The organism is Pseudomonas sp. G1002, from assembly GCF_013385455.1.
Lineage (GTDB): Bacteria > Pseudomonadota > Gammaproteobacteria > Pseudomonadales > Pseudomonadaceae > Aquipseudomonas.
Window position 1 is genome coordinate 71,061 of sequence record NZ_JACAPY010000035.1, and the last position, 19,433, is coordinate 90,493.

General features: G+C 61.1%; 19 protein-coding genes and 1 pseudogene. 5 read left to right on the top strand and 15 right to left on the bottom strand.

The features are described from left to right. Positions 1-52: 52 nt before the first annotated feature. The 3 genes from HX801_RS23290 to HX801_RS23300 all read right to left on the bottom strand — a co-directional run bounded on the left by HX801_RS23290 (position 53) and on the right by HX801_RS23300 (position 2,623). Entirely contained in the window at positions 53-772 is a 720-nt protein-coding gene (locus HX801_RS23290; RefSeq protein ID WP_177022825.1) for a fimbria/pilus chaperone family protein, read from the bottom strand. Positions 773-1,043: 271 nt separating this feature from the next. Beyond that, positions 1,044-1,613 (bottom strand): substrate-binding domain-containing protein, encoded by a 570-nt coding sequence (locus tag HX801_RS23295; protein ID WP_177022826.1) that lies wholly within the window; start codon positions 1,611-1,613, stop codon positions 1,044-1,046. A 260-nt stretch (positions 1,614-1,873) separates the two neighbouring features. Then, positions 1,874-2,623 carry an SDR family NAD(P)-dependent oxidoreductase gene (locus HX801_RS23300; RefSeq protein ID WP_087692989.1) on the bottom strand — a complete coding sequence of 250 codons (750 nt, stop codon included), beginning with the start codon at positions 2,621-2,623 and terminating at the stop codon, positions 1,874-1,876. A 98-nt stretch (positions 2,624-2,721) separates the two neighbouring features. On the opposite strand from HX801_RS23300, the gene HX801_RS23305 reads away from it, so the two are divergent. Both HX801_RS23305 and HX801_RS23310 read left to right on the top strand, forming a co-directional pair. Next, the gene (locus HX801_RS23305; protein WP_008433396.1) at positions 2,722-3,081 is read left to right on the top strand and encodes a helix-turn-helix domain-containing protein; all 360 of its coding nucleotides are present in this window, start codon (positions 2,722-2,724) and stop codon (positions 3,079-3,081) included. A 198-nt stretch (positions 3,082-3,279) separates the two neighbouring features. Then, positions 3,280-4,485, top strand: a complete 1,206-nt coding sequence (locus tag HX801_RS23310) for a multidrug effflux MFS transporter (protein ID WP_008433402.1) — start codon at positions 3,280-3,282, stop codon at positions 4,483-4,485. Here HX801_RS23310 and HX801_RS23315 read toward each other — a convergent pair. The 9 genes from HX801_RS23315 to HX801_RS23355 all read right to left on the bottom strand — a co-directional run bounded on the left by HX801_RS23315 (position 4,470) and on the right by HX801_RS23355 (position 14,761). Further along, positions 4,470-4,787, bottom strand: coding sequence for a DUF971 domain-containing protein (locus HX801_RS23315; RefSeq protein ID WP_008433404.1), 318 nt, complete (start codon positions 4,785-4,787; stop codon positions 4,470-4,472). The genes HX801_RS23310 and HX801_RS23315 overlap by 16 nt on opposite strands. Continuing rightward, positions 4,784-5,737, bottom strand: coding sequence for a HEAT repeat domain-containing protein (locus tag HX801_RS23320; RefSeq protein WP_177022827.1), 954 nt, complete (start codon positions 5,735-5,737; stop codon positions 4,784-4,786). Before HX801_RS23320 ends, HX801_RS23315 begins: the two co-directional genes overlap by 4 nt. Continuing rightward, a complete protein-coding gene (locus tag HX801_RS23325) occupies positions 5,734-6,573 on the bottom strand; it encodes an ABC transporter ATP-binding protein (protein ID WP_008433408.1) in 840 nt (279 codons plus the stop codon). The genes HX801_RS23320 and HX801_RS23325 overlap by 4 nt, the downstream gene beginning before the upstream one ends. Then, positions 6,573-7,355, bottom strand: a complete 783-nt coding sequence (locus HX801_RS23330) for an ABC transporter permease (RefSeq protein WP_134326624.1) — start codon at positions 7,353-7,355, stop codon at positions 6,573-6,575. The genes HX801_RS23325 and HX801_RS23330 overlap by 1 nt, the downstream gene beginning before the upstream one ends. 12 nt (positions 7,356-7,367) lie before the next feature. Beyond that, on the bottom strand, positions 7,368-8,774 hold the full coding sequence (locus HX801_RS23335; protein WP_087692993.1) for an ABC transporter substrate-binding protein: 1,407 nt from the start codon (positions 8,772-8,774) through the stop codon (positions 7,368-7,370). 122 nt (positions 8,775-8,896) lie between these two features. After that, a complete protein-coding gene (locus tag HX801_RS23340; protein ID WP_003217650.1) occupies positions 8,897-9,142 on the bottom strand; it encodes a ferredoxin family protein in 246 nt (81 codons plus the stop codon). A gap of 39 nt (positions 9,143-9,181) precedes the next feature. Beyond that, positions 9,182-10,912, bottom strand: coding sequence for a fumarate reductase/succinate dehydrogenase flavoprotein subunit (locus tag HX801_RS23345; RefSeq protein ID WP_008433417.1), 1,731 nt, complete (start codon positions 10,910-10,912; stop codon positions 9,182-9,184). Further along, positions 10,909-11,670 (bottom strand): GntR family transcriptional regulator, encoded by a 762-nt coding sequence (locus HX801_RS23350; RefSeq protein WP_008433419.1) that lies wholly within the window; start codon positions 11,668-11,670, stop codon positions 10,909-10,911. Before HX801_RS23350 ends, HX801_RS23345 begins: the two co-directional genes overlap by 4 nt. 169 nt (positions 11,671-11,839) lie before the next feature. Next, positions 11,840-14,761, bottom strand: a complete 2,922-nt coding sequence (locus HX801_RS23355) for a TonB-dependent receptor (RefSeq protein WP_087692995.1) — start codon at positions 14,759-14,761, stop codon at positions 11,840-11,842. 229 nt (positions 14,762-14,990) lie between these two features. Between HX801_RS23355 and HX801_RS23360 the strand changes: the two genes are divergently transcribed. The 3 genes and pseudogenes from HX801_RS23360 to HX801_RS23375 all read left to right on the top strand — a co-directional run. Further along, positions 14,991-15,263: a DUF2790 domain-containing protein gene (locus tag HX801_RS23360; RefSeq protein ID WP_102369062.1), complete on the top strand. Its 273-nt coding sequence runs from the start codon at positions 14,991-14,993 to the stop codon at positions 15,261-15,263. 99 nt (positions 15,264-15,362) lie between these two features. After that, positions 15,363-16,220, top strand: coding sequence for an SDR family oxidoreductase (locus HX801_RS23365; RefSeq protein ID WP_003217640.1), 858 nt, complete (start codon positions 15,363-15,365; stop codon positions 16,218-16,220). A gap of 268 nt (positions 16,221-16,488) precedes the next feature. Then, positions 16,489-16,800: pseudogene (locus HX801_RS23375) on the top strand (SDR family oxidoreductase); the annotation flags it as partial. A gap of 119 nt (positions 16,801-16,919) precedes the next feature. On the opposite strand, the gene HX801_RS23380 reads toward HX801_RS23375, so the two are convergent. From HX801_RS23380 to HX801_RS23390, 3 genes are all read right to left on the bottom strand, one after another. Continuing rightward, entirely contained in the window at positions 16,920-17,144 is a 225-nt protein-coding gene (locus HX801_RS23380; protein ID WP_003217639.1) for a DUF2188 domain-containing protein, read from the bottom strand. A 115-nt stretch (positions 17,145-17,259) separates the two neighbouring features. Beyond that, positions 17,260-18,174: a tyrosine recombinase XerC gene (gene xerC / locus HX801_RS23385; RefSeq protein ID WP_087692998.1), complete on the bottom strand. Its 915-nt coding sequence runs from the start codon at positions 18,172-18,174 to the stop codon at positions 17,260-17,262. A 103-nt stretch (positions 18,175-18,277) separates the two neighbouring features. Then, complete coding sequence (locus tag HX801_RS23390; RefSeq protein WP_177022828.1) at positions 18,278-19,066, bottom strand: M949_RS01915 family surface polysaccharide biosynthesis protein; 789 nt, start codon at positions 19,064-19,066, stop codon at positions 18,278-18,280. Between the last annotated feature and the right edge of the window lie 367 nt (positions 19,067-19,433).

Sequence of the window (19,433 nt, forward strand, 5' to 3'; positions counted from 1 at the left end):
TGCTAGGTAGAAACAGGCGGGGAGTGCAAAAGCTGTTGACTATTGCGCGTGCTCAGTAACTAGTAGTGGCATCGATAGGCGCTTCGTACTTATCGACAGAGAAACCATAGACCGTGCCAGGGCCGATGGTTACCGAGCTTGAGTGGATAGCTTCAGGTGCCAACGCCATCTTCAATGTCTCACCAGGCAGGACATAGGTGCGTGGCAGCAAGGCCGTCTTGCCCGAAGGCTTGAGTTTCAGCTCTTGAGACAACCGCACGACATAGGCGCTGTTGTTGATTACCACCAGCTTGCCGTTATGGATACCCCATTTCAGCAACTTCCAAGGCTCACGGTTAGGCTCCAGACCTTTGGGGTGAACGATCAAAGGTAGGTTCTGACGCATGCTGACACCGACAGTCGAGCGACCTTGGCTGTTGAGTTTTGGAGCGATGCCTTCAAAGATTACGCGCTTGAGTCGCTGGGTTGTCACCGGCTCGCCTCCTTGACGCAGGAAACGCACAAGCTGGGTTTCACCGGCCTCAACACGGGTGACGGGTGGAGTCAGCACTACCAGGGGCTCGGTGTCCTCGGGAATATTCTCGATAGTCGAATACAACAGTGCCGGAGTGCCGTCGGTGTTCTTGACGTTGATGCTGGTTTCACCTTCGGCCTCATACAATATCACCACAGAGGTCTCAGGCTGCATACCGGTCGCGTAAATGAACGGTGCGGCTAGCGCTGCAGCCGAACCTGCCAACAGGGCACACAAATGTTTTTTGGAGATAGTCATGTCTATACCTCATTGAATTGCCGCCAATCGATGAGTTCAGATGGGGCGCTCATTGAGGTGAATTATGAAAGTCCGGTACTAAGCAAAACATCGGAATAGGATTAAAAGTGAGATGAGCTGCCGATAAATCGTGCCTAGGAGGCTAAGCCCTCAAGAACTCGATGGCATAAGCTTGAGTCAGCAAACAAAATCGCCCCCTCAAATGACCAACCATAAAGCAGCTACAGTCCTAGCAGCGGTCCAATAGCGAGCACACAGCTCCTAGCAAGGCTCATCGAACAGGTGTTAATCCGCCGAGCTTCATGGCACTCCTAGCGGCTTCTGAACTGAGGAACTTTAATAGCTCGGCAGCCCCCTCTTGCTGCACGCTGCCCGTGATGATGGCCGCTGAGTACATTGTCATTTTCTGAACCTGATCGGGGATAAGCCCAATCACATCGATGCCTTCCATGTGCATCAGCTCACTCAATTGTTGGAAGCCTATCTCCGCTTCGCCACGGGCTACTGCTTCTGCGACAGGCTTCGCGGAAATTGTTCTGGTCTTGATCCTCAACCTTTCTGAGATGTGCATTTGAGGGAAGAGAATACGTGACAGGTATGTTCCGCTGGGCGTATCCGATAGAGCCAGAGACGTTGCGTTATCCAGCTCTCGGCGTTTGGCATAGGTGTAGAAGGCCTGGATCGCACGCAGGTGCGCTGCGGCCGTGTTGTATGCACGGTGCCTGAGTCTGAGCTGGACGTAGATAAATGGTACCAGCTTGGGCAAGAGCGCCTCTGGACCATCCTGCACAAGCAGTGGCACGCGCTGACCGGACGAGAAACGACACTGAACCAGCTTCATTGGCTGCCACCTCATTAGGACGCACCATGAACACAAAGGACATTGCCCGTTGGGAGAATGGACACCAGAAGCGGGTTTGTCGAATCAGTGCCTTATGAGCCTCATGAACATTTCTGGCATGGCACCTCTTTTAACATAATATACATTATGCGTAATCATATGACCCGTTATCAGGGTCAGTGCCAGCCAGATTTCAACCAGTGCACCACGCTCCTCATCGACCAAACCCAGCCTGTCTCGATTTGGTCGATGAGCCTGGATCACACCTGAGCGAAACCGCCATCCACGAACATCTCGCTGCCCGTCATAAAGCTGCTCTCATCCGATGCCAGGAACAATGCCGCATTCGCCACTTCATCTGGCTGCCCCATACGACCCAGCGGTACACGCGTAACCATCGAATCGACAATCGCATCCTTCTGGCCGGTACCTGATAGCGCTCTGTCCAAACCTGGTGTCGTTGTCGGCCCAGGTGAAAGCACGTTCACGCGAATACCTGTGCCTTGCAGATCCAGCGCCCAGCTTCTTGCGAAGTTTCGCAGTGCGCCTTTCGACGCGCTGTAGACGCTGAACGCTGCGGTGCCCATCGAGGCCGTCGTCGAACCTGTCAGCACAATCGAGCCACCGGCGCTCATCAATGGCAACGCGTTCTGTACGGTGAACAACGTGCCTTTCACGTTCACGCCAAAGGTGCGATCAAACGATTCCTCCGTGATCGCACCAATGGGCTCCAGATCCCCAAGGCCCGCATTGGCGAACAACACATCTACACGACCTTTGTCAGCCTTGATCTGCGCGAATACCCGCTCAAGATCACGCAGGTTTGAAATGTCGCCCTGGATCGCGATCGCGTCATGCCCGATCAGGACCAAGGCTTTGTCCAGTTCATCCTGGCGGCGTCCCACGATAACGACCTGTGCACCTTCGGCCGCAAAGCGTATGGCGCTGGCCAAGCCGATCCCGCTGTTGCCACCGGTGACGACGGCGATTTTCCCGTTGAGCCTGTTCATGAGTGTTTCCCTCAAATGTTGAGGCCCAAGCGTAGATCTGCGCTATTGTTTTGAATAGTATGCACCTTTTGGTAAGTACCCAGCCTGAGGGCAAAAACATGTCAAACAGCACCTTTAACTGCGGGCTCGACGCCGCCCTGGCGGTGATTGGCGGGAAATGGAAACCGTTGGTCCTGTATCACCTGGCCCATGAAGTTCACCGTTATGGCGAACTGCGGCGCGCCGTTGGCGGCGTGACGGACAAGGTGCTGATCCAGCAATTGAAGGAGCTGGAACGCGATGAAATCATCGCGCGCATCGACTACAAGGAGATACCGCCAAAGGTCGAATACTCCCTGACTCCCTTCGGACGCTCGCTGGCCCAGGCATTGGGGCCGCTTTGCCAATGGGGCACCGACCATATGCTGGCGGTTGAACGCATCAGTGAGCGCCGAGCGACCGCCCTCGCCCAGCCTTAAATTCGCGAAATATCCAACTCGACTAAATGGATATTTAGTTGAGTTAAATCAATACTTTACGTCTATCTCCCGTATCAATTGCCTATTCACGACACCCTGCCGCTGGTGACTCTGTAGCGAGTCTGTAAACACCGGCTTGTATGCGCCGAGGGCGATCACTAAGCTGGCCCCTCTTTTTTACCGCCGCCCGGAACCACCATGTCTCGAAGTATCGCCCACCTCGCCCTGCTGCTGGGGTTGATCACCGCCGTCGGCCCGTTTGCCATCGACAGCTACCTGCCGGCGTTGCCGACACTCGGCGCCAGCCTGCATGCCTCGCCTGCCGCGGTGCAGATGAGCCTGACGGTGTTCTTCATGATCATCGGTGTGTGCCAGCTGTTCTACGGCCCGATCAGCGATGTGTTCGGGCGCAAGCCGCCGATCTATGCCGGCCTGGCGATTTTCATCGTGGCCAGCATTGGTTGCGCCCTCGCCCCCTCCATCGAGGTGCTGATCGGCTTCCGGGCGTTGCAGGCCTTTGGCGCCTGCGCCGGGATGGTGATTCCACGGGCGATTGTGCGTGACTTGTACACCGGCCATGAAGCCGCGCGCCTGATGGCGTTGCTGATGCTGGTGGTGAGCATTTCACCGATTCTCGCACCGCTGGCCGGCAGCGTGATCATTGCAGTGTGGAGCTGGCGCGAAGTGTTTTGGGTACTGGGTGTGGCCGCAGTGCTGTGCCTGATCATGACCGCCGTGCAATTGCCGGAAACCCACCCCGCCGAACGCCGCCTGGGCAAGACCCTGGGCAATGCGTTCGGCAGCTACGGCGCGTTGCTGCGTGATCCGGTGTTTACCGGGTTGTCGGTAGTGGGCGGTTTTGGCCTTGCGACATTCTTCGTGTTCATCGGCAGCGCGCCATTCGTCTACATCGAATACTACGGGCTCACGCCAACGCAATTCAGCCTGTGCTTTGCCCTCAACGCGGCGTCGTTTTTTGCCCTGAGCCAGTTGACCGCGCGCTTGAGTGCACGCTTCGGCCTCGCGCCGTTGATTCGCTGGTCGGTGGCGGGCGTGGCGACCGTCATGACCTTGCTGGCACTTACCACACTGTGGGGCAACAGCCTGCCGTTAATGATGGCACTGCTGTTTATTGGCTTTGGCTTTCTCGGCTTGCTGTTGCCGGCGGCCGGCGTGTTGTCCCTGGAAGATCACGGTGCCGTGGCCGGTTCGGCCTCGGCGCTGTTGGGCGCGATCCAGATGATCACCGCCGCCGTAGCCATGTCCCTGGCCGGCCTGTTCGCAGACCACACACCGGCGCCGATGTTGATCGGCATCGCCCTCAGCGCCGTGGCAGCGATGCTGACGGTGTGGTGGACGCTGCGCCGCCTGCCGGCACACCTGCAACCTCAGTCGCGCACCTGACCAGCGGAGATTGGCGCCCCGGTCTGGAGCCCCATTGCCGCCAAATAAGCCCACGGGTAAATCCCCCGCTGGTGCCCATCGCTGAAAATCAACTGCACGCCATACCCCTGGGGATGGACCTCCAGCACCCGGACACGGTCCGACACCAGCGGCGGCATGCCTCTCAACCGAAAGGCCCGGCACTGCGAGCACGGGCATTCACGACGCAGGCGAGCGTGGTCGATCCATTGCACGCCGTCGCGCCATTCCAGCCTCAAGCGCCCATCATCATCGCGGCCAATGCCGTTCGGTGCACTGTTCATTGCAGTTGTGCCAGGGCAATGCGCACCGCCTTGCGTACTTCCGGGTCGCCATCGTCGGCCGCGTCACGCAGCGGGCCAAGGGCCTGTCGGTCGCCCAACTCGCCCAGCGCCAGGGCGGCTTCCTTGCGCAGGTTGCTGATGCTGTGGCCCAACGTCAGGAGCAGCGCCGGCAACGCCGGTGCATACCGCAGGCGCCCAAGGCTGCGGGTGGCGCGCAGGCGGACTTGCCAGTAGTCATCGGCCAGCGCCGTGATCAAGGCGTCTCCCGCGCGGGTGCTACCGACTTTGCCCAAGGTGGTCGCGGCCTCTTCCCGTACTTGCCAGGTGGCGTCCTGCAACGCTTCATACAGCGCCGGCAGTACCCGCTCATCACTGGCCAGGCCGAGGGCGCCGGTGGCGGCACGCCGGACCTCGGTGTCCGGATCGCTGCTGGCCAACCTCGCCAGGGCGTCCAATGCCGGCAGGTGCTTGAGCCAGCCGAGCACACCGACCGCTTCGCGGCGCACCCCCGCATCGATATCGTTCAGCGCCAGCATTGCCGACGGCGCCGCCGCTTCAAGGCGCAACTCGCGCAGGGCACGGAAGATTGCCGTGCGCACGCTCGCGTCGGCGTGGGTGGCCCATGGCAATAACAGCCGGCCCGCCTGCGTCGTCTTGAGTACGCTCAAGCTCTGGGCGGCGGCATCACGTACCGTCGCTTCAGTGTCGGTCAGCGCCTGGCACAGCGCCTCGACCACTGCGTCTTCTTCCCACGCCTCCAGCAGGCTGGCAGCCTGGGCGCGCACGTCGGTGGCCGGGTCGTGGCGCAGGCTGTCCACCAGCCACACCAGGCCGTCGGGGTCTTCCAGGTCAGCCAGGTCAATCAGGGCGATCCGGCGCATGCCGGCATCCGGCGCTTGCAGCCGGGGGCGCAGGGCTTGGATGTCGGGGTTTTCGGTTTCATAGGTCATATGGCAAATCGCGGTCTTGGGTGATCGTTGGGTAGCCCGAGCGGGTTCAGCCGTGGTAACTGGCGACCATCTTCGTGGTGCAGCAGCTCCAGGCAATGGCGCTTGAGGTGGGTAAATTCCGGCGAGGTCATCAGTTCGGTGCTGCGCGGCCTTGGGAAAGTCAGCTGGAAATCCTCGATGATGCGCCCGGGGCGCGGGCTCATCACCAGGATGCGGTCGGCCAGGAACAGCGCTTCGTCGATGTCATGGGTAACAAACACAACAGTTGTGCGGATGCGCGTCCAGATGTCCAGCAGCAAGGCCTGCATCTTCATGCGGGTCAGGGCATCCAGCGCGCCGAACGGTTCATCCATCAACAGCAGGCCGGGACGATTGATCAACACCCGGGCAATTTCCACCCGCTGCTGCATGCCACCCGACAGCTGGTTGGGCCAGCGCTCGGCAAAACCTTCCAGGCCCACCAGGTGAAGGATCTCATCGGCGGCGGCCAGGCGCTCGGCCTTGCCTACGCCGCGCATCTTCAGGCCGAAGGCGACGTTTTCGCGTACCGAACGCCAAGGGAACAGTGTGTGTTGCTGAAACACCATGCCCCGTTGCTGGGACGGCCCGGCAACCGGCTGGCCATCCATTTCCAGCGTGCCCTGGCTTGGCGTGAGATGCCCGGCCAGCGCGCCGAGCAAGGTCGATTTGCCACACCCGGACGGGCCGAGGATGCACACGAACTGCCCCGGCTCGATCCTGCAATCCAGGGCTTTCACCGCCTCGAATGCCTGCTGCTGTTCGCCCAATACAATGGACAAGCCGCGTATGTCGACACGGCCTTCAAGATGACTCATCAGGCTTTACCTCGTGGTCGATGCCAGGGAGTGAACAGTGCGCCGAGACGCTTGACCAACAGGCTGCTGCCCATGCCCAGCACGCCGATCAACAGCATGCCAACGACAATGTCGGCATAGTTCTGGATGGTGTAGGACTCCCAGGTGTAATAGCCGATACCGTACTGGCCGGAGATCATTTCCGCTGTCACCAGGCAGAACCACGAAGTGCCCATGCCAATCGCCAGGCCGGTGATGATGCTCGGCGCGGCGCCCGGCAAAATCACCTCCAGCAGGATCGCCCGGCGCCCTGCCCCCAGGCTGCGCGCCGAGGCGATCAGCCGAGGATCGACGCCTTCCACGCCATGCACCGTATTGAGCAGCACCGGAAACAGCGCGCCGGTGAAGGTGATGAAGATCATCGACAGCTCCGACGACGGGAACATCAGGATCGCCAGCGGGATCCAGGCTACCGCCGGGATCGGCCGGATCACCTCCAGCGGCGGCAACAGCAGGTCTTCCGCCCACTTCCAGCGGCCAATCGCGATGCCCAGGCCGATCCCCACCAGCGCGGCCGCCAGGTAGCCCTCGAACACCCGGGTCAGGCTTGCGCTCAAGTGCCGCACAAGCTTGCCCGAGTCCGCCAGCCCCAGGGCAGCCTGCAGCACGGAGCCCGGCGTGGGCACATTGGCAAACGTCACCAGCCACAGGTTCCAGTGCTGGCTGGCCGCCAACTGCCAGAACAGCAGGCACAACAGCAAGGAAGCGGCCTTGGGCAGCCAGCGCCATGGGGTGCTTGTCATGAACACGCTCCCTCAGCGACCGGCAACGGCCTGCGCGCCGGCGTCGGTGAAATTGAACACCTTGCCGCCCTGGGCCTGGGCAAATTGCTGCGCCTGGCCCTTGAGCAGGAACGCACTGAGTTGGCCGTGCTGGTTGGTCGCAAACCAGGCCTGGCTCGCCAGCAGCTTGATGCCGCTGTCTTCGGCCTGGGCATACACGGCGCGCACCGCCTTGCCTTGTTTGTTCAGGCTGTCCAGCGCGGTGAACGCCGCCTCGGCCGACGCGTAATCCCGCACCTTGGGCTCACCCTTGACCCAGATTTGCGCGACGTGCTTCCAGTCAGTGATCGGCGCGCCGCTCAGGGCGTCGTTGGCCTTCAACGGCGCCTGGGCGTAGTTGCCCAATTGCGCCGCATAGTCCAGGCCCGAGGCCTTGAACGCGGCACGGATGTACTGGTCATCGATAAAGGTATTGAGGTCTAGGCCACGGTCGGCCTTTTTCAGCAGCTTGAGGGTGTCGATCGCGGTGCCCACGGCCTGGCGGTATTCGGGCTTCCAGCTCAAGTCACGGGTCTGCACGCCCAGCGGGCCATGGAACAGGTAGTTGACCTCGGCTTCGACGCCGGTGACTTTTTCGATCAGCTCGCTGTACTTCTCCGGCTCTGCGGCCAGCAACTGATTGGCCTCGATACTCGCGCGCAGGTAGGCGACGACCACTTCCGGGTACTGTTTGGCATAACTTTCGTCCACCAGCGCGCCGTGGAACGTCGGGGTGTTGGATTGCGAGCCGTCGTAGATCTTGCGGGCGAAACCACGGTTGGGGAACAGTTCGCCGAACGGCACAAAGTCGGCATGGGCGTCGATCTTGTTGGCCTGCAACGCCGAGCCTGCCACTTCGGGCGCCTGGGCAATAATGTTGACGTCCTTGAGCGGGTCCCAGCCCTGGGCCGCGACAGCACGCAGCAACATGCCATGGGCCGTGGAGGCGAACGGCACGGAAATCGTCTTGCCTTTGAGGTCCGCCAGGGACTGGGCGCTGGAAGCGACCGGCACCACAATGCCGTTGCCGCTGCCCTTGATGTTGCCCGACAACACGCTGATGAACAGGCTGTGCTTGCCCGCCGCCTCGAACGCTACGCCGTTGAAGGCACCGGGGAAGTCGGCCATTGCGCCAAAGTCCAGTTTGCCGGCGACCATTTCATTGGTCAGCGGCGCGCCACTGGTGAAGTTTTTCCACTGCACGTCGTAGGTCGCGTCCTTGTACTTGCCGTCGTGCGGCAGGTATTTGTCCAGCAGCCCCAGCTCGCGGATCAGCAAGCCGCCCGCGGCACAGTTGATGGTGGTGTCCTGGGTGCCGATGGCCACCCGGATCGTTTGTGCCTGGGCCGACAGGCTCAAGCAAGCCAGCACCAGGCCGGCCAGGGTTGCGCGCAATAACATTGGGTAGTTCCCCTCGAATCATGGTTGAAGGAATCGTCTCCGCCACGGTCTGGCGCGGTGGGAAACGAGGGGGTGTGGCTAGGGCTGCGTCCGGGGTTGGCGGATGGCGTTTGCGGCAGGTCTCAGCGCAACAGGTACGGAATCTCGACCTTGACTGCGCCGGTGGGGCAATCTTTTTCACAGGGCATGCAGTACCAGCATTCATCGAACGCCATGTACGCCTTCTGCGTTGCCGGGTTGATCGCCAACAGGTCCATCGGGCACACGTCGACGCAGACCGTGCAGCCTTTTTCGGCGATGCACTTGTCCTCGTCCACCGTTACCGGGGCGTTGGAGCGAAAGAATATTTCCTGGGGCTGATAGGCCATTTCACGGTGTCCTGTGGTGAGCGAGCTTGGGGGGCACATTCAGGCGGCGTCAGCCCCTACGCGCAGGCGGTCGTAAGCCTGCATCTCTTCGGCATCCAGCGGGATCACATAGGGCTCGACGGGTTTCTTGAAGCTGACCATCTGCCCGTCGTCGCCCTTTTTCAGGTGGCAATGGCAGAACCAGTCGGCGTCGTTGCGTTGCGGGTGATCGACCCGGTAGTGGTACAGGCCCCAGCGGCTTTCGGCGCGGTACAGCGAGGCGCGGGCAGCCATTTCGGCGCAGTCGCGGATCACGCTGGTTTCCATGGCGCGCATCAATTCATGGGGGTTGTGCGCCTTCATCTGGTCCAGGTCGCGCTCGATATCGGCGAAGCGTTGCAAGCCGATTTCCATCTTGCGGGTGACCTTGGGCGGCTGCAGGTAATCGTTGACGAAGCGCCGCAGCTTGTACTCGACCTGGGCCGGCGGCAGACCGGTTTCGCGGTCCAGTGGCGCATAGACCCGAGCCTGCTCGGCGGCCACTTGCCGGGCATCCACCGCGCTGAATTCGCGCCCGGCCACAAAGCTTGCCGCGTTGGTGCCCGCAAACCAGCCATAGGTGAACGCGCCGAGCATGTAGTTATGTGGCACCGCCGCCATGTCGCCCGCTGAATACAGGCCCTTGACCGAGGTTTCCGCGCGCTCGTTGACCCACACGCCCGACGCCGAATGCCCGCTGCAAAAGCCGATCTCGGAGATATGCATCTCGACCATCTGGCTGCGGTAGTCGGTGCCCCGGTTGGCGTGGAACTGCCCACGGCTGGGGCGCTCGTTGCTGTGCAGGATCTGCTCGATGTTCTGGATGGTTTCCTCCGCCAGGTGATCGAGTTTGAGGAACACCGGGCCGTTGCCGCTTTCCAGTTCCTGGTGGAACTCCCACATCATCTGCCCGCTCCAGTAGTCGCACTCGATGAAGCGTTCACCCTTGTTGTTGGCGGTGTAGCCGCCCAAGGGGCCGGTGACATAGGCGCACGCCGGGCCGTTGTAATCCTTGATCAGCGGGTTGATCTGGAAGCACTCCAGGTTCGCCAGTTCGGCTCCGGCGTGGTAGGCCATGGCGTAGCCGTCGCCGGCATTGGTCGGGTTTTCATAGGTGCCCATCAGGTAACCCGAGGACGGCAAGCCCAGGCGGCCGGCCGCGCCGCAGCAGAGGATCACCGCCTTGGCCTTGATCACCTGGAAGTCCGCAGTGCGGCAGTCAAAACCCATCACGCCATTCACCGCGCCTTCGCTGTCGGTCAGCAAGCGGGTGCACACCAGGCGGTTGGTGATGCTGACCCTGGCGCGCTTGAGCTGGCGATACAGCACCTTCTTGATGTCGTGCCCTTCAGGCATCGGCAACACGTAGGCGCCCATGTGATGGACTTTTTTCACCGCGTAATCGCCGGTTTCGTCCTTCTCGAACTTCACGCCCCAGCGGTCCAACTGCTCGATAGTTTCAAAACTGTGGGTCGCGTAGGCGTACACCGCCGCCTGATTGACGATGCCGTCGTTGGCAATCGTGATTTCCTTGGTGTACTGCTCCGGCGTGGAGTGGCCGGGAATGATCGCGTTGTTGAGGCCGTCCATGCCCATGCTGATGGCGCCGCTGCGCTTGACGTTGGCCTTGTCGATCAGCAATACGCGCAGATCGCGGTTGGCCTCCTTGGCCTTGATCGCCGCCATGGGGCCGGCTGTACCGCCGCCGATCACCACGATGTCGTATTCCAGTTCCAGGGTTTGGCGGCTCACGGGCGGCTACCTCGCTGACGGTCGATGCGCAGGCGATACTGAAACGCGTCGCCACGGTAATACAGGTGTTCGAAGTCCACGGGCTGACCGTCTGCGGTGTGGGTCAGGCGTTCGATGCGCATGATCGGCGAGCCGGCCTCGACGTTCAGCGCCTGGGTCAGCTCGCTGTCGGCGAGTACCGCGTCAATCGCCACGTCGGCGTGACCCAGTTGCAAGCCGCAGTCGTTCTCCAGGATCAGGAAGATGTCGCGGGTCACCAGGTCGGCGTTTTCCAGGCGTTCGCCCAGGGCCTGGCTGAGGTAGGTGATTTCCAGCGACACCGGCTCGCGGTTGATCAGCCGTACCCGCTTGATCTGCGCGACAGTGCTGCCCTCCTCCACGCCCAGGCGCTCGGCCACCAGCTTGTCGGCGGGCACGAAGCGGTAGCTGCGCAGGCGGTTGATCACTTCATAGCCGCGCTCGGTCATGGACTCGCCCAACCCCTGCAGGGTGCTGACGTTCTGATAAGCCTTGGGTTTGGAAACAAAGGTGCCTTTGCCGTGGATCTTGTAGATCAGGCCTTCCTTTTGCAGATCACCCAGGGCCTGGCGCACGGTGATGCGGCTGACTTTGAAGCGCGTGCCCAGTTCGCTCTCGGAAGGCATCTGGGTGTTCGGCGCGTACTCACCATCAAGGATGCGGCTGCGCAGCAGGTCCCGCAGTTGGGCATGCAGCGGAACGCTGGACAGAGGGGATAAGGCGACGGTTGATTCGTTCATCAGGACCACTTGTCATAACGAGTTATGACGTGATCATAAGGAGTCTTATGAAAAGCCTGGAAATACCGTTTTGGAATAAGGTTATGGACCGGCGAATCCCGCTGCACCTACGGGATGGGTGCAGTGGATCCGCCTGTTTTATAGAGCAGTGTCTGGACCTGATGAACAATCAGAAGTTATAGCTGACCCGGGTATAGAGGATGCGGCCAAACGGGTCGGCGTATTTCGGGTCGTACCCGCTCTGGAACGCATAGGTCTGGTTGCTGAACGGCGGTGCGCGGTCAAACAGGTTTTTCGCGCCCAGCGTGACGGCCAGGGACTTGCTCCAGTTGTAGGTACCCGCCAGGTCCCAGACGTTGTAAGAGCCTACGGAGTCGTGAGTGTCGGGGTCCGAGTCGTGATAGCCACTGGTGTAGCGGTTGGTCAGGCTGACGCCCAGCGGTCCGCGGGCCCAGGTGCCGGTCAGGCTGTGGCGCCAGCGTGCAACGGCGCCCGCGGTGGAGAACTCGCCGCCACGAAAATCACCGAGTTTGTCGATGTAGTCGCCCTTGAGCTCCTGCTGGTATTTGTATTCGTTGACGTAGGTGCCTTGCAGGCCGATGCCGAAGTCACCGATGGCGGTGCTCGGGAAGCGGTAGTCGAAACTCACATCCACGCCGTTGGTCTTGGTCTTACCCAGGTTGGCAAGGCCGGTAACGATGTGATCGATGGAGCCATCCGCCTTGCGAATCAAGCGGTCGCCGTAGGCATCCGGGTCGTCGAATACCGACGACTCAGGAAACTCGGCAATCTGGTTGGCGATGGTGATCCACCAGAAATCCAGGCCGGCACTGAGGCGCTCGATCGGTTGGAACACGAAACCAAAGGTCACGTTACGTGCGGTTTCCGGGCTCAAGCTGCCGTTGCCCCCGCTTTGCCGGCGGAACTGCTGGGCGCAGTCGCGGTTGCCGATCCCGCCATTGGCCGGGGTGCCGCCCGGGCACAGGCGCGGGTCGTTGTAGTTGGCCACGGTGTAGCTGGTGTAGGTCGGGTTGTACAACTCGTACAGCGACGGCGCACGGAAGCCTTCACTGTAGGCACCGCGCACCACCAGTTCCTTGAACGGCTGGAAGCGGAACGAGTATTTCGGGTTGGTGGTGCTGCCAAAGTCGCTGTATTTGTCATGACGCACGGCGGCAGACAGTTCCAGGCTTTCGAGCACCGGCACGTTGACCTCGGCGTACTCGGCCGACACGCTGCGATTGCCGCGCACTGCGCCATTGGGGTCTACGCCCAGGCTCTGCACGGTCTCGGCAAACTGGGCGAAATCCTGGTGGAAATCCTCCTTGCGATATTCACCACCCAGCGCCAGGCCCGTCGGCCCCGCACCGAACCAGTCGCCGATTTCACGGCTTACGCGCCCGTCGATACTCTTCACTCGGCCCACGGCGGTGGCGTAATCGCCATCCACGCGGCTGGAGGCGAGTAACGCCCTGCCCGCTTCACTCTGCGGCCCGAACGGGTTGATCACACCGTTGGCAATCCCCTGGCTGATGGTCTGGTCGTTTACATAGCCGTCAAGAATGGTTTGCACCACTTTGTTCTGGTTGTAGGACGCGCCGACGTTGTAGTCCCAGTTCGCCACATTACCTTCGAAACTCAGCAGCAGCCGCTGGCTGGTGTTGTCATCTTCGTGCTTGCGCGCGCCGGCATCGGTTTCACGCCAGTTCACGTCTACCGGCTGTGTCGGGTCCAGGGCGAACCCCGTGGGGCCCGGGGTGATGCCGTTGCCCGGATAGAAAGGCGTACCCGGATTGACCTGGGCCCCCATCAGGGTGCCTGGGCCAATCTGCGTGCGGTTTTCGTTGCGCGCCCAGAAGTATTCGAGGCTGACGGTATGGTCATCGGCCAGCTTGCCGGTGGCTTTGGCAAAGGCCGAGGTTTTTTCGGTTTCCGGCACCAGGTCCAGGTAACTCCACAGGCTTTGGCGGCAGATGCCATTGCGTGACAGCAGCCCGGGGGAATTGCAACCGGAGCCGGCCAGCGGGTTGGTCGCGTTGCTGCCCTGGCTCCAGTTGGCCGGCGCGGCGGTGCCGGAGGTGAAATCCAGGCCGCGACCTGGCTGGTAGTTGTAGGTGAAGTCACGGTCCTTGGCCGCCAGGCGCGTCTGCTTGTCGTAGCTGACCACGCCGAACACGTTGAAGCGGTCCTCTTCAAGGTCGCCGAAACCGTAGCTGCCACTGAAGTTATGGCTGTCGCCGCCGCCGGAGCGTGTGGGCGAATCGTAGTTGGTGGAAAGTTGCCCACCGGTGAGGCTGGTCTTGGTAATGAAGTTGATCACCCCGCCAATCGCATCGGTGCCGTACAGTGCCGAGGCGCCATCGCGCAGGACTTCCACGCGGTCGATGGCGGCGAACGGGATGGTGTTCAAGTCCACCCCGGAACCGTTGGTGGTGTTGACGGCGTTGTTGCTCAGGCGCCGGCCATTGAGCAGCACCAGGGTTTTGTTCGCGCCAATCCCGCGCAAGTCGGCATACGCCGCACCGCCGCTGCTGGAACCCACCGAACGCCCGGAGCCAACGGCAGACTGGTTGGCCGAAATGCGGTTGATCAACTCCTCGGTGGTGCTCACACCCTGCTCGCGCAATTGCTCGACCCGCAGGATGGTTACCGGCACTGCCGTTTCCGCGTCCACCCGGCGAATCGCCGAGCCGGTCACCGTGACTTTTTCCAGGCGGTAATCAGTACTTTTGCCCTCGGCCGGTGCGACGCTGGTGGACGTCACGGGTGCTGGATGCACCGTCAGTCCCTGTTCGCTGTCGCTTACTTGCAGGCCACTGCCCTGCAATGCCTTGTCCACCGCTTGCAGGCTGCCCAAATCGCCGCGGATGGCGGCACTGCGCTTGCCCTGCACCCACTGTTGATTGAACGAAATCATCACCCCGGTCTGCCGGGAGATATCCAGCAGCACCGTATCAAGCGGGCCGCCAGCGATATCGAAGGTGAACACCTGGCCGGCCACTTCCTGGGCCATCACCGATGTCGTGCACACTCCCATCGCCAGCGCCGCCGTCAGCGTCAGCCTTGGTAGTTGTTGTTTGAATAAAAACATCGAGGAACTCCCTGTTGTATGTGTCTACAGGGATGAGCAACGGCAGACGGATATTTATAGGGCTGCGTTTAGGCGAAGATGCTATGAGTTTATAACCGGTTATAAGAGGCTTGCTGCATCGATTTGGCTGATGTCTTCTATTGGCCCGCAAGCGTTCATCCCCGCGCCAGGTGCTTTGTAGAATGAACCCCACAGTCAAGCCACCACCTTCGTGGTGTCGGAGGTTCTCATGCGTTATCTGCTTATCGCCGTGCTGGGCCTGTTCAGCACACTTGCCTTCGCCCAGGGCGAAACCCCGGTACCCACTGTGAGTGCCAACACCCCCGCCAGCGAGGCGTACGACTATTCCCAGGACCTGGACATCGCCAAGGTGGTGCGCGTCAGTACCGAATCCTCCACCGAGTGCGGGCCGGTCAAGGGTCATATGGTCTACATCGACAGCCACGGCGTGCGTCATGAACTGGACTACATGCGCCTGGGCGATGCCTGCCAGCACGGTTGAGCGCAAACCATTCGTCGGGCTCGGCCGGCATCGATTACAACTATCCGGCAGCTGAAAATCACTAATCCATAGAACCCGTTGTGATCTATGGAGATTGAGATGACTGACTACCCACGCCCACCTTTCGCCAGCCAGGCCCAATCCGTTCCCGGTTCGCAGAAGAAGATGGACCCCTATCCCGACTGCGGCGAGAAGAGCTACACCGGCTCCGGCCGCCTGGCCAACAAGATCGCCCTGATCACCGGCGCCGACAGCGGTATCGGCCGCGCCGTGGCGATTGCCTTTGCCCGCGAAGGTGCCGATGTGGCCATCGCCTACCTGGACGAACACGAGGACGCGAAGGAAACCGCACGCTGGGTTGAAGAAGCCGGCCGCCAATGCCTGCTGCTGCCCGGCGACCTCGCGCAAAAAGCCAACTGCCAGGCGATTGTCGACCAGACCGTCGAGCAGTTCGGGCGGATCGACGTGCTGGTCAATAACGCCGCATTCCAGATGACCCACGAGACCCTCGAAGAGATACCCGACGAGGAATGGGTCAAGACCTTCGATATCAACATCACCGCGATGTTTCGCATCTGCAAGGCGGCGCTGCCGCATATGAAGGCCGGCGGGTCGATCATCAATACCAGCTCGGTGAATTCCGATATGCCCAAGCCAACGTTGCTGGCATACGCCGCCACCAAGGGCGCGATTGCCAACTTTACCGGTGGCCTGGCACAACTGCTGGGCAGCAAGGGCATCCGCGTGAACAGCGTGGCGCCGGGGCCGATCTGGACGCCGTTGATTGTCTCGACGATGCCGGACGAAGACGTGAACAGCTTTGGCAGCGAAACACCGCTGGGCCGCCCCGGCCAGCCGGTGGAAGTAGCACCGATCTATGTGTTGCTGGCGTCGGATGAGGCGAGTTACATCTCGGGCTCGCGGTATGCGGTGACGGGCGGCAAGCCGATTCTCTAGGGTCGGATGCAAATCCAATGTGGGAGCGGGCTTGCTCGCGAAGGCGGAGTGTCAGGCAATGCATCTGTGACTGATCCAACGCCTTCGCGAGCAAGCCCGCTCCCACATTGGGTGCTCGGTCAGCCCTTAGATCGTGTCGGGTCAGCCTTGCGGGGTAGGTTCTTTCTTCCTGAATCCGCCCATCCATGCTGTGAATCCTCAGCGACGCCGTCTTGTCGCTGAGAAACTCCTTCGCCAACTCAACGATCGCCTCCTTGGTCTCTGCCGTATGCCCAAGCCAACGTTGCTGGCTTACGCCGCCACCAAGGGCGCGATTGCGAACTTTACCGGTGGCCTGGCGCAACTGCTGGGCAGCAAGGGCATCCGCGTGAACAGCGTGGCGCCGGGGCCGATCTGGACGCCGTTGATTGTCTCGACGATGCCGGACGAAGACGTGAACAGCTTCGGCAGCGAGACACCGCTGGGCCGCCCCGGCCAGCCGGTGGAAGTGGCGCCGATCTATGTGTTGCTGGCGTCGGATGAGGCGAGTTACATCTCGGGCTCGCGGTATGCGGTGACGGGCGGCAAGCCGATTCTCTAGGGTCGAATGCAGATCCAGTGTGGGAGCGGGCTTGCTCGCGAAGGCGGAGTGTCAGCCAATGCATGTGTAACTGAACCACCGCCTTCGCGAGCAAGCCCGCTCCCACATTGGGTGCTCGGTCAGCCCGGAGATCGTGTCGGGTCAGCCTTGCGCGGATAGGTTCTTTCCTCCTGAATCCGCCCATCCATGCTGTGAATTCTCAGCGACGCCGTCTTGTCGCTGAGAAACTCTTTCGCCAACTCAACGATCGCCTCCTTGGTCTCCGCCGTTTTCGACGGCCGTGCCGAGCCCTGCTTGGTCAACGCCCAACCGGTGCCGGTCTTGTTGATGTTGTAGGTATCCATGGTCTGCTCCTTCGACTGAATAAACACGGCACGCGGCAAAACCCGCGCCCTACTATTGCGAGCGCGGCTGCCGGGCAGAGTTCAAGGCAGTTGGCGGGCCAGGTTACGGGCGGCCCTACAGGTCAAACCGATCCACTGCCCTACGCCGCTCATTGTCGTCGCGCACATCGTAGGTGGCGGTGGTCTGGATATTGGTGTGGTGCGCCAGCTTCTGGGCGATCGACAGGTCGTACTCTTCAATGACCCGCGTGATAAACGAACGGCGGAAATCATGGGGCATGATTTTCACGCCGACCTGTTCCCCACGCTGGCGGGCGATGTAGTAAATCGCGTGTTTGGTGATGCGCTCGCGGGTGATATGGCTGCCCCGGCGAATCCGGTTGAACAGGAAACCATCGTCCTGCTCACCCGGTTTCAACTGGCTGCGGCGAAACGCCAGCCATGCCTCCAGCTTGGCAAAGGCCCAGGCCGGTGCGTACTTGATCAATTGCTTGTTGCCCTTGCCGGTAACCTGCAGGCTGCGCTCGTCAAAGTTGACCTGGCCCAGCTCGATGTTCACCGATTCCGACTTGCGCATGCCCGAGCCATACAGGATCCCGATCACCGCCGCATCCCGCAGGCCCTGCGGGCGCGGATCGGCGGCGCAGACTTCCATCAACTCACGAATCAGCGTACGCCGCAGGTTGCGCCCCTGGCTCAGGCGGGTGCCGGCCATGGCCTTGACCGAGCGCATCTTCAGCAGGTGGTCCTGGCTGATCAGGCTCATGCGCCAGGCTTCGTTCATCACCCCGCGCACGGCGTTGACGTACAGCGAGGAGGTGTTCGGCGCATACCCGTCTTCCCGCAGCACCGCCACCAGGGCCATGACGTGTTCGGGCTGCAGCAGGTGCCAGTCGATGTCTTCGAGGTTGATGTCTTCAAAACCCAGGCGGTCGGCGGCGTCCTGCAGCACGTAGCGCATGGTCAGCTGGCTGGAGGGCGCCAGGCGGGTGAGATAGAGGGTCAGCGGGTTGCGGGTAGACTCAGTCAAGGTAGATCAGCCTTTGGATTAAATATGTCGACTAACCATCTGTTTAATCGACATATTTAGTGAATTGGCGAGCGCCGAGTCTAGCGCAGGTCAATCCCCGGGGCTATTCCTGATCGTCTTCCGCCGGGGCTGGCGTCTGCTGCTGGCTCCAGTCGGTGTCCTGCTTCTGCATCAAGGCAAACCAGTGCTGGCGCATGAACTCCAGGTACGGTTTGGGCGCCTTGGCAAAATCTTCTTCGTCGCCGTAACAGCCAGGAAGCGGCAGCTCGGTACCCTGCTCCTTGTACTGGCTGACCAGCGCCTGTTGGGCGGCGATGCTGCAATCCTTGGGCAACGGCATGCCCTGCAGGGCGCCGGCGTCTTCATCCCACCAGCTGGCGCCATAGCGGTCGATGCCGCGCAGGCGGTACTTCTGCGACTTGCCGATGTGCATGATCAGCTTGAAATCATTGGGGCTGACGTCACTGGTGCAGGTGCGGCTATACCCCACGGTGACCTGGCTGATGCCATCGCCCAGCAGGTCGGTGACCCGGGTGGCGTCGCTGTTGAAGTGCGCGCCGGCATCGAACTCGCAATGCTGCACGTCGTCGTAGAGCATCCACAGGCGCTTGGGCCGGTCACCGTCGAGCAGGTACTGGGCGGCGTAGACAAAGGCCGACTGCGCACCGTCGTCGTCGCGTTCGCTGACTTGCTCTGCGAGTACCAACAGGTTCCTGCCCTGTTTGTCGCTCCAGACGAAGGCGCCGACCTGTTTACCCCGCACTTCTACGCCATCGGGCACCTGGTCGATGGACGTCAGTGCCACGCCGTCATCGGCCCGCACACTCGTGGCCCAGGCCACCGTCATCAACAACACCATCAACATTGGCCGTAAACGCTGCACGCTATTCATCCGACTGCCCTGGCAAGAGATGGCTTACTTTACCGGCACTTGCGCGGCATTGCAGAGAAGATTCTTCAGGAACCTGCCCGCGTGAAGAAAAAGGCTACCGCCCCTTCTCCCCTCATCGGCACGGCGTTGTCCGTGCTTCTGCTGTTTACCTGAACCCTAGCTGTCTACCTGCCAAAAAAACGACTTTTTCATCTGCGTTTCATATTCGTTGAACATTTTTGCGCTTAATCTTGGCGGCACGACTTGAGAACGAACCGTACTTTGCAGGTTAACTCGTTGATTCCGCTTTACCTTTGAGCATTTTAGTCTTTACTCACGTATGCCATGGAAGACCCACTGTGACCTGTCAGGACTGTCGAATGAATGC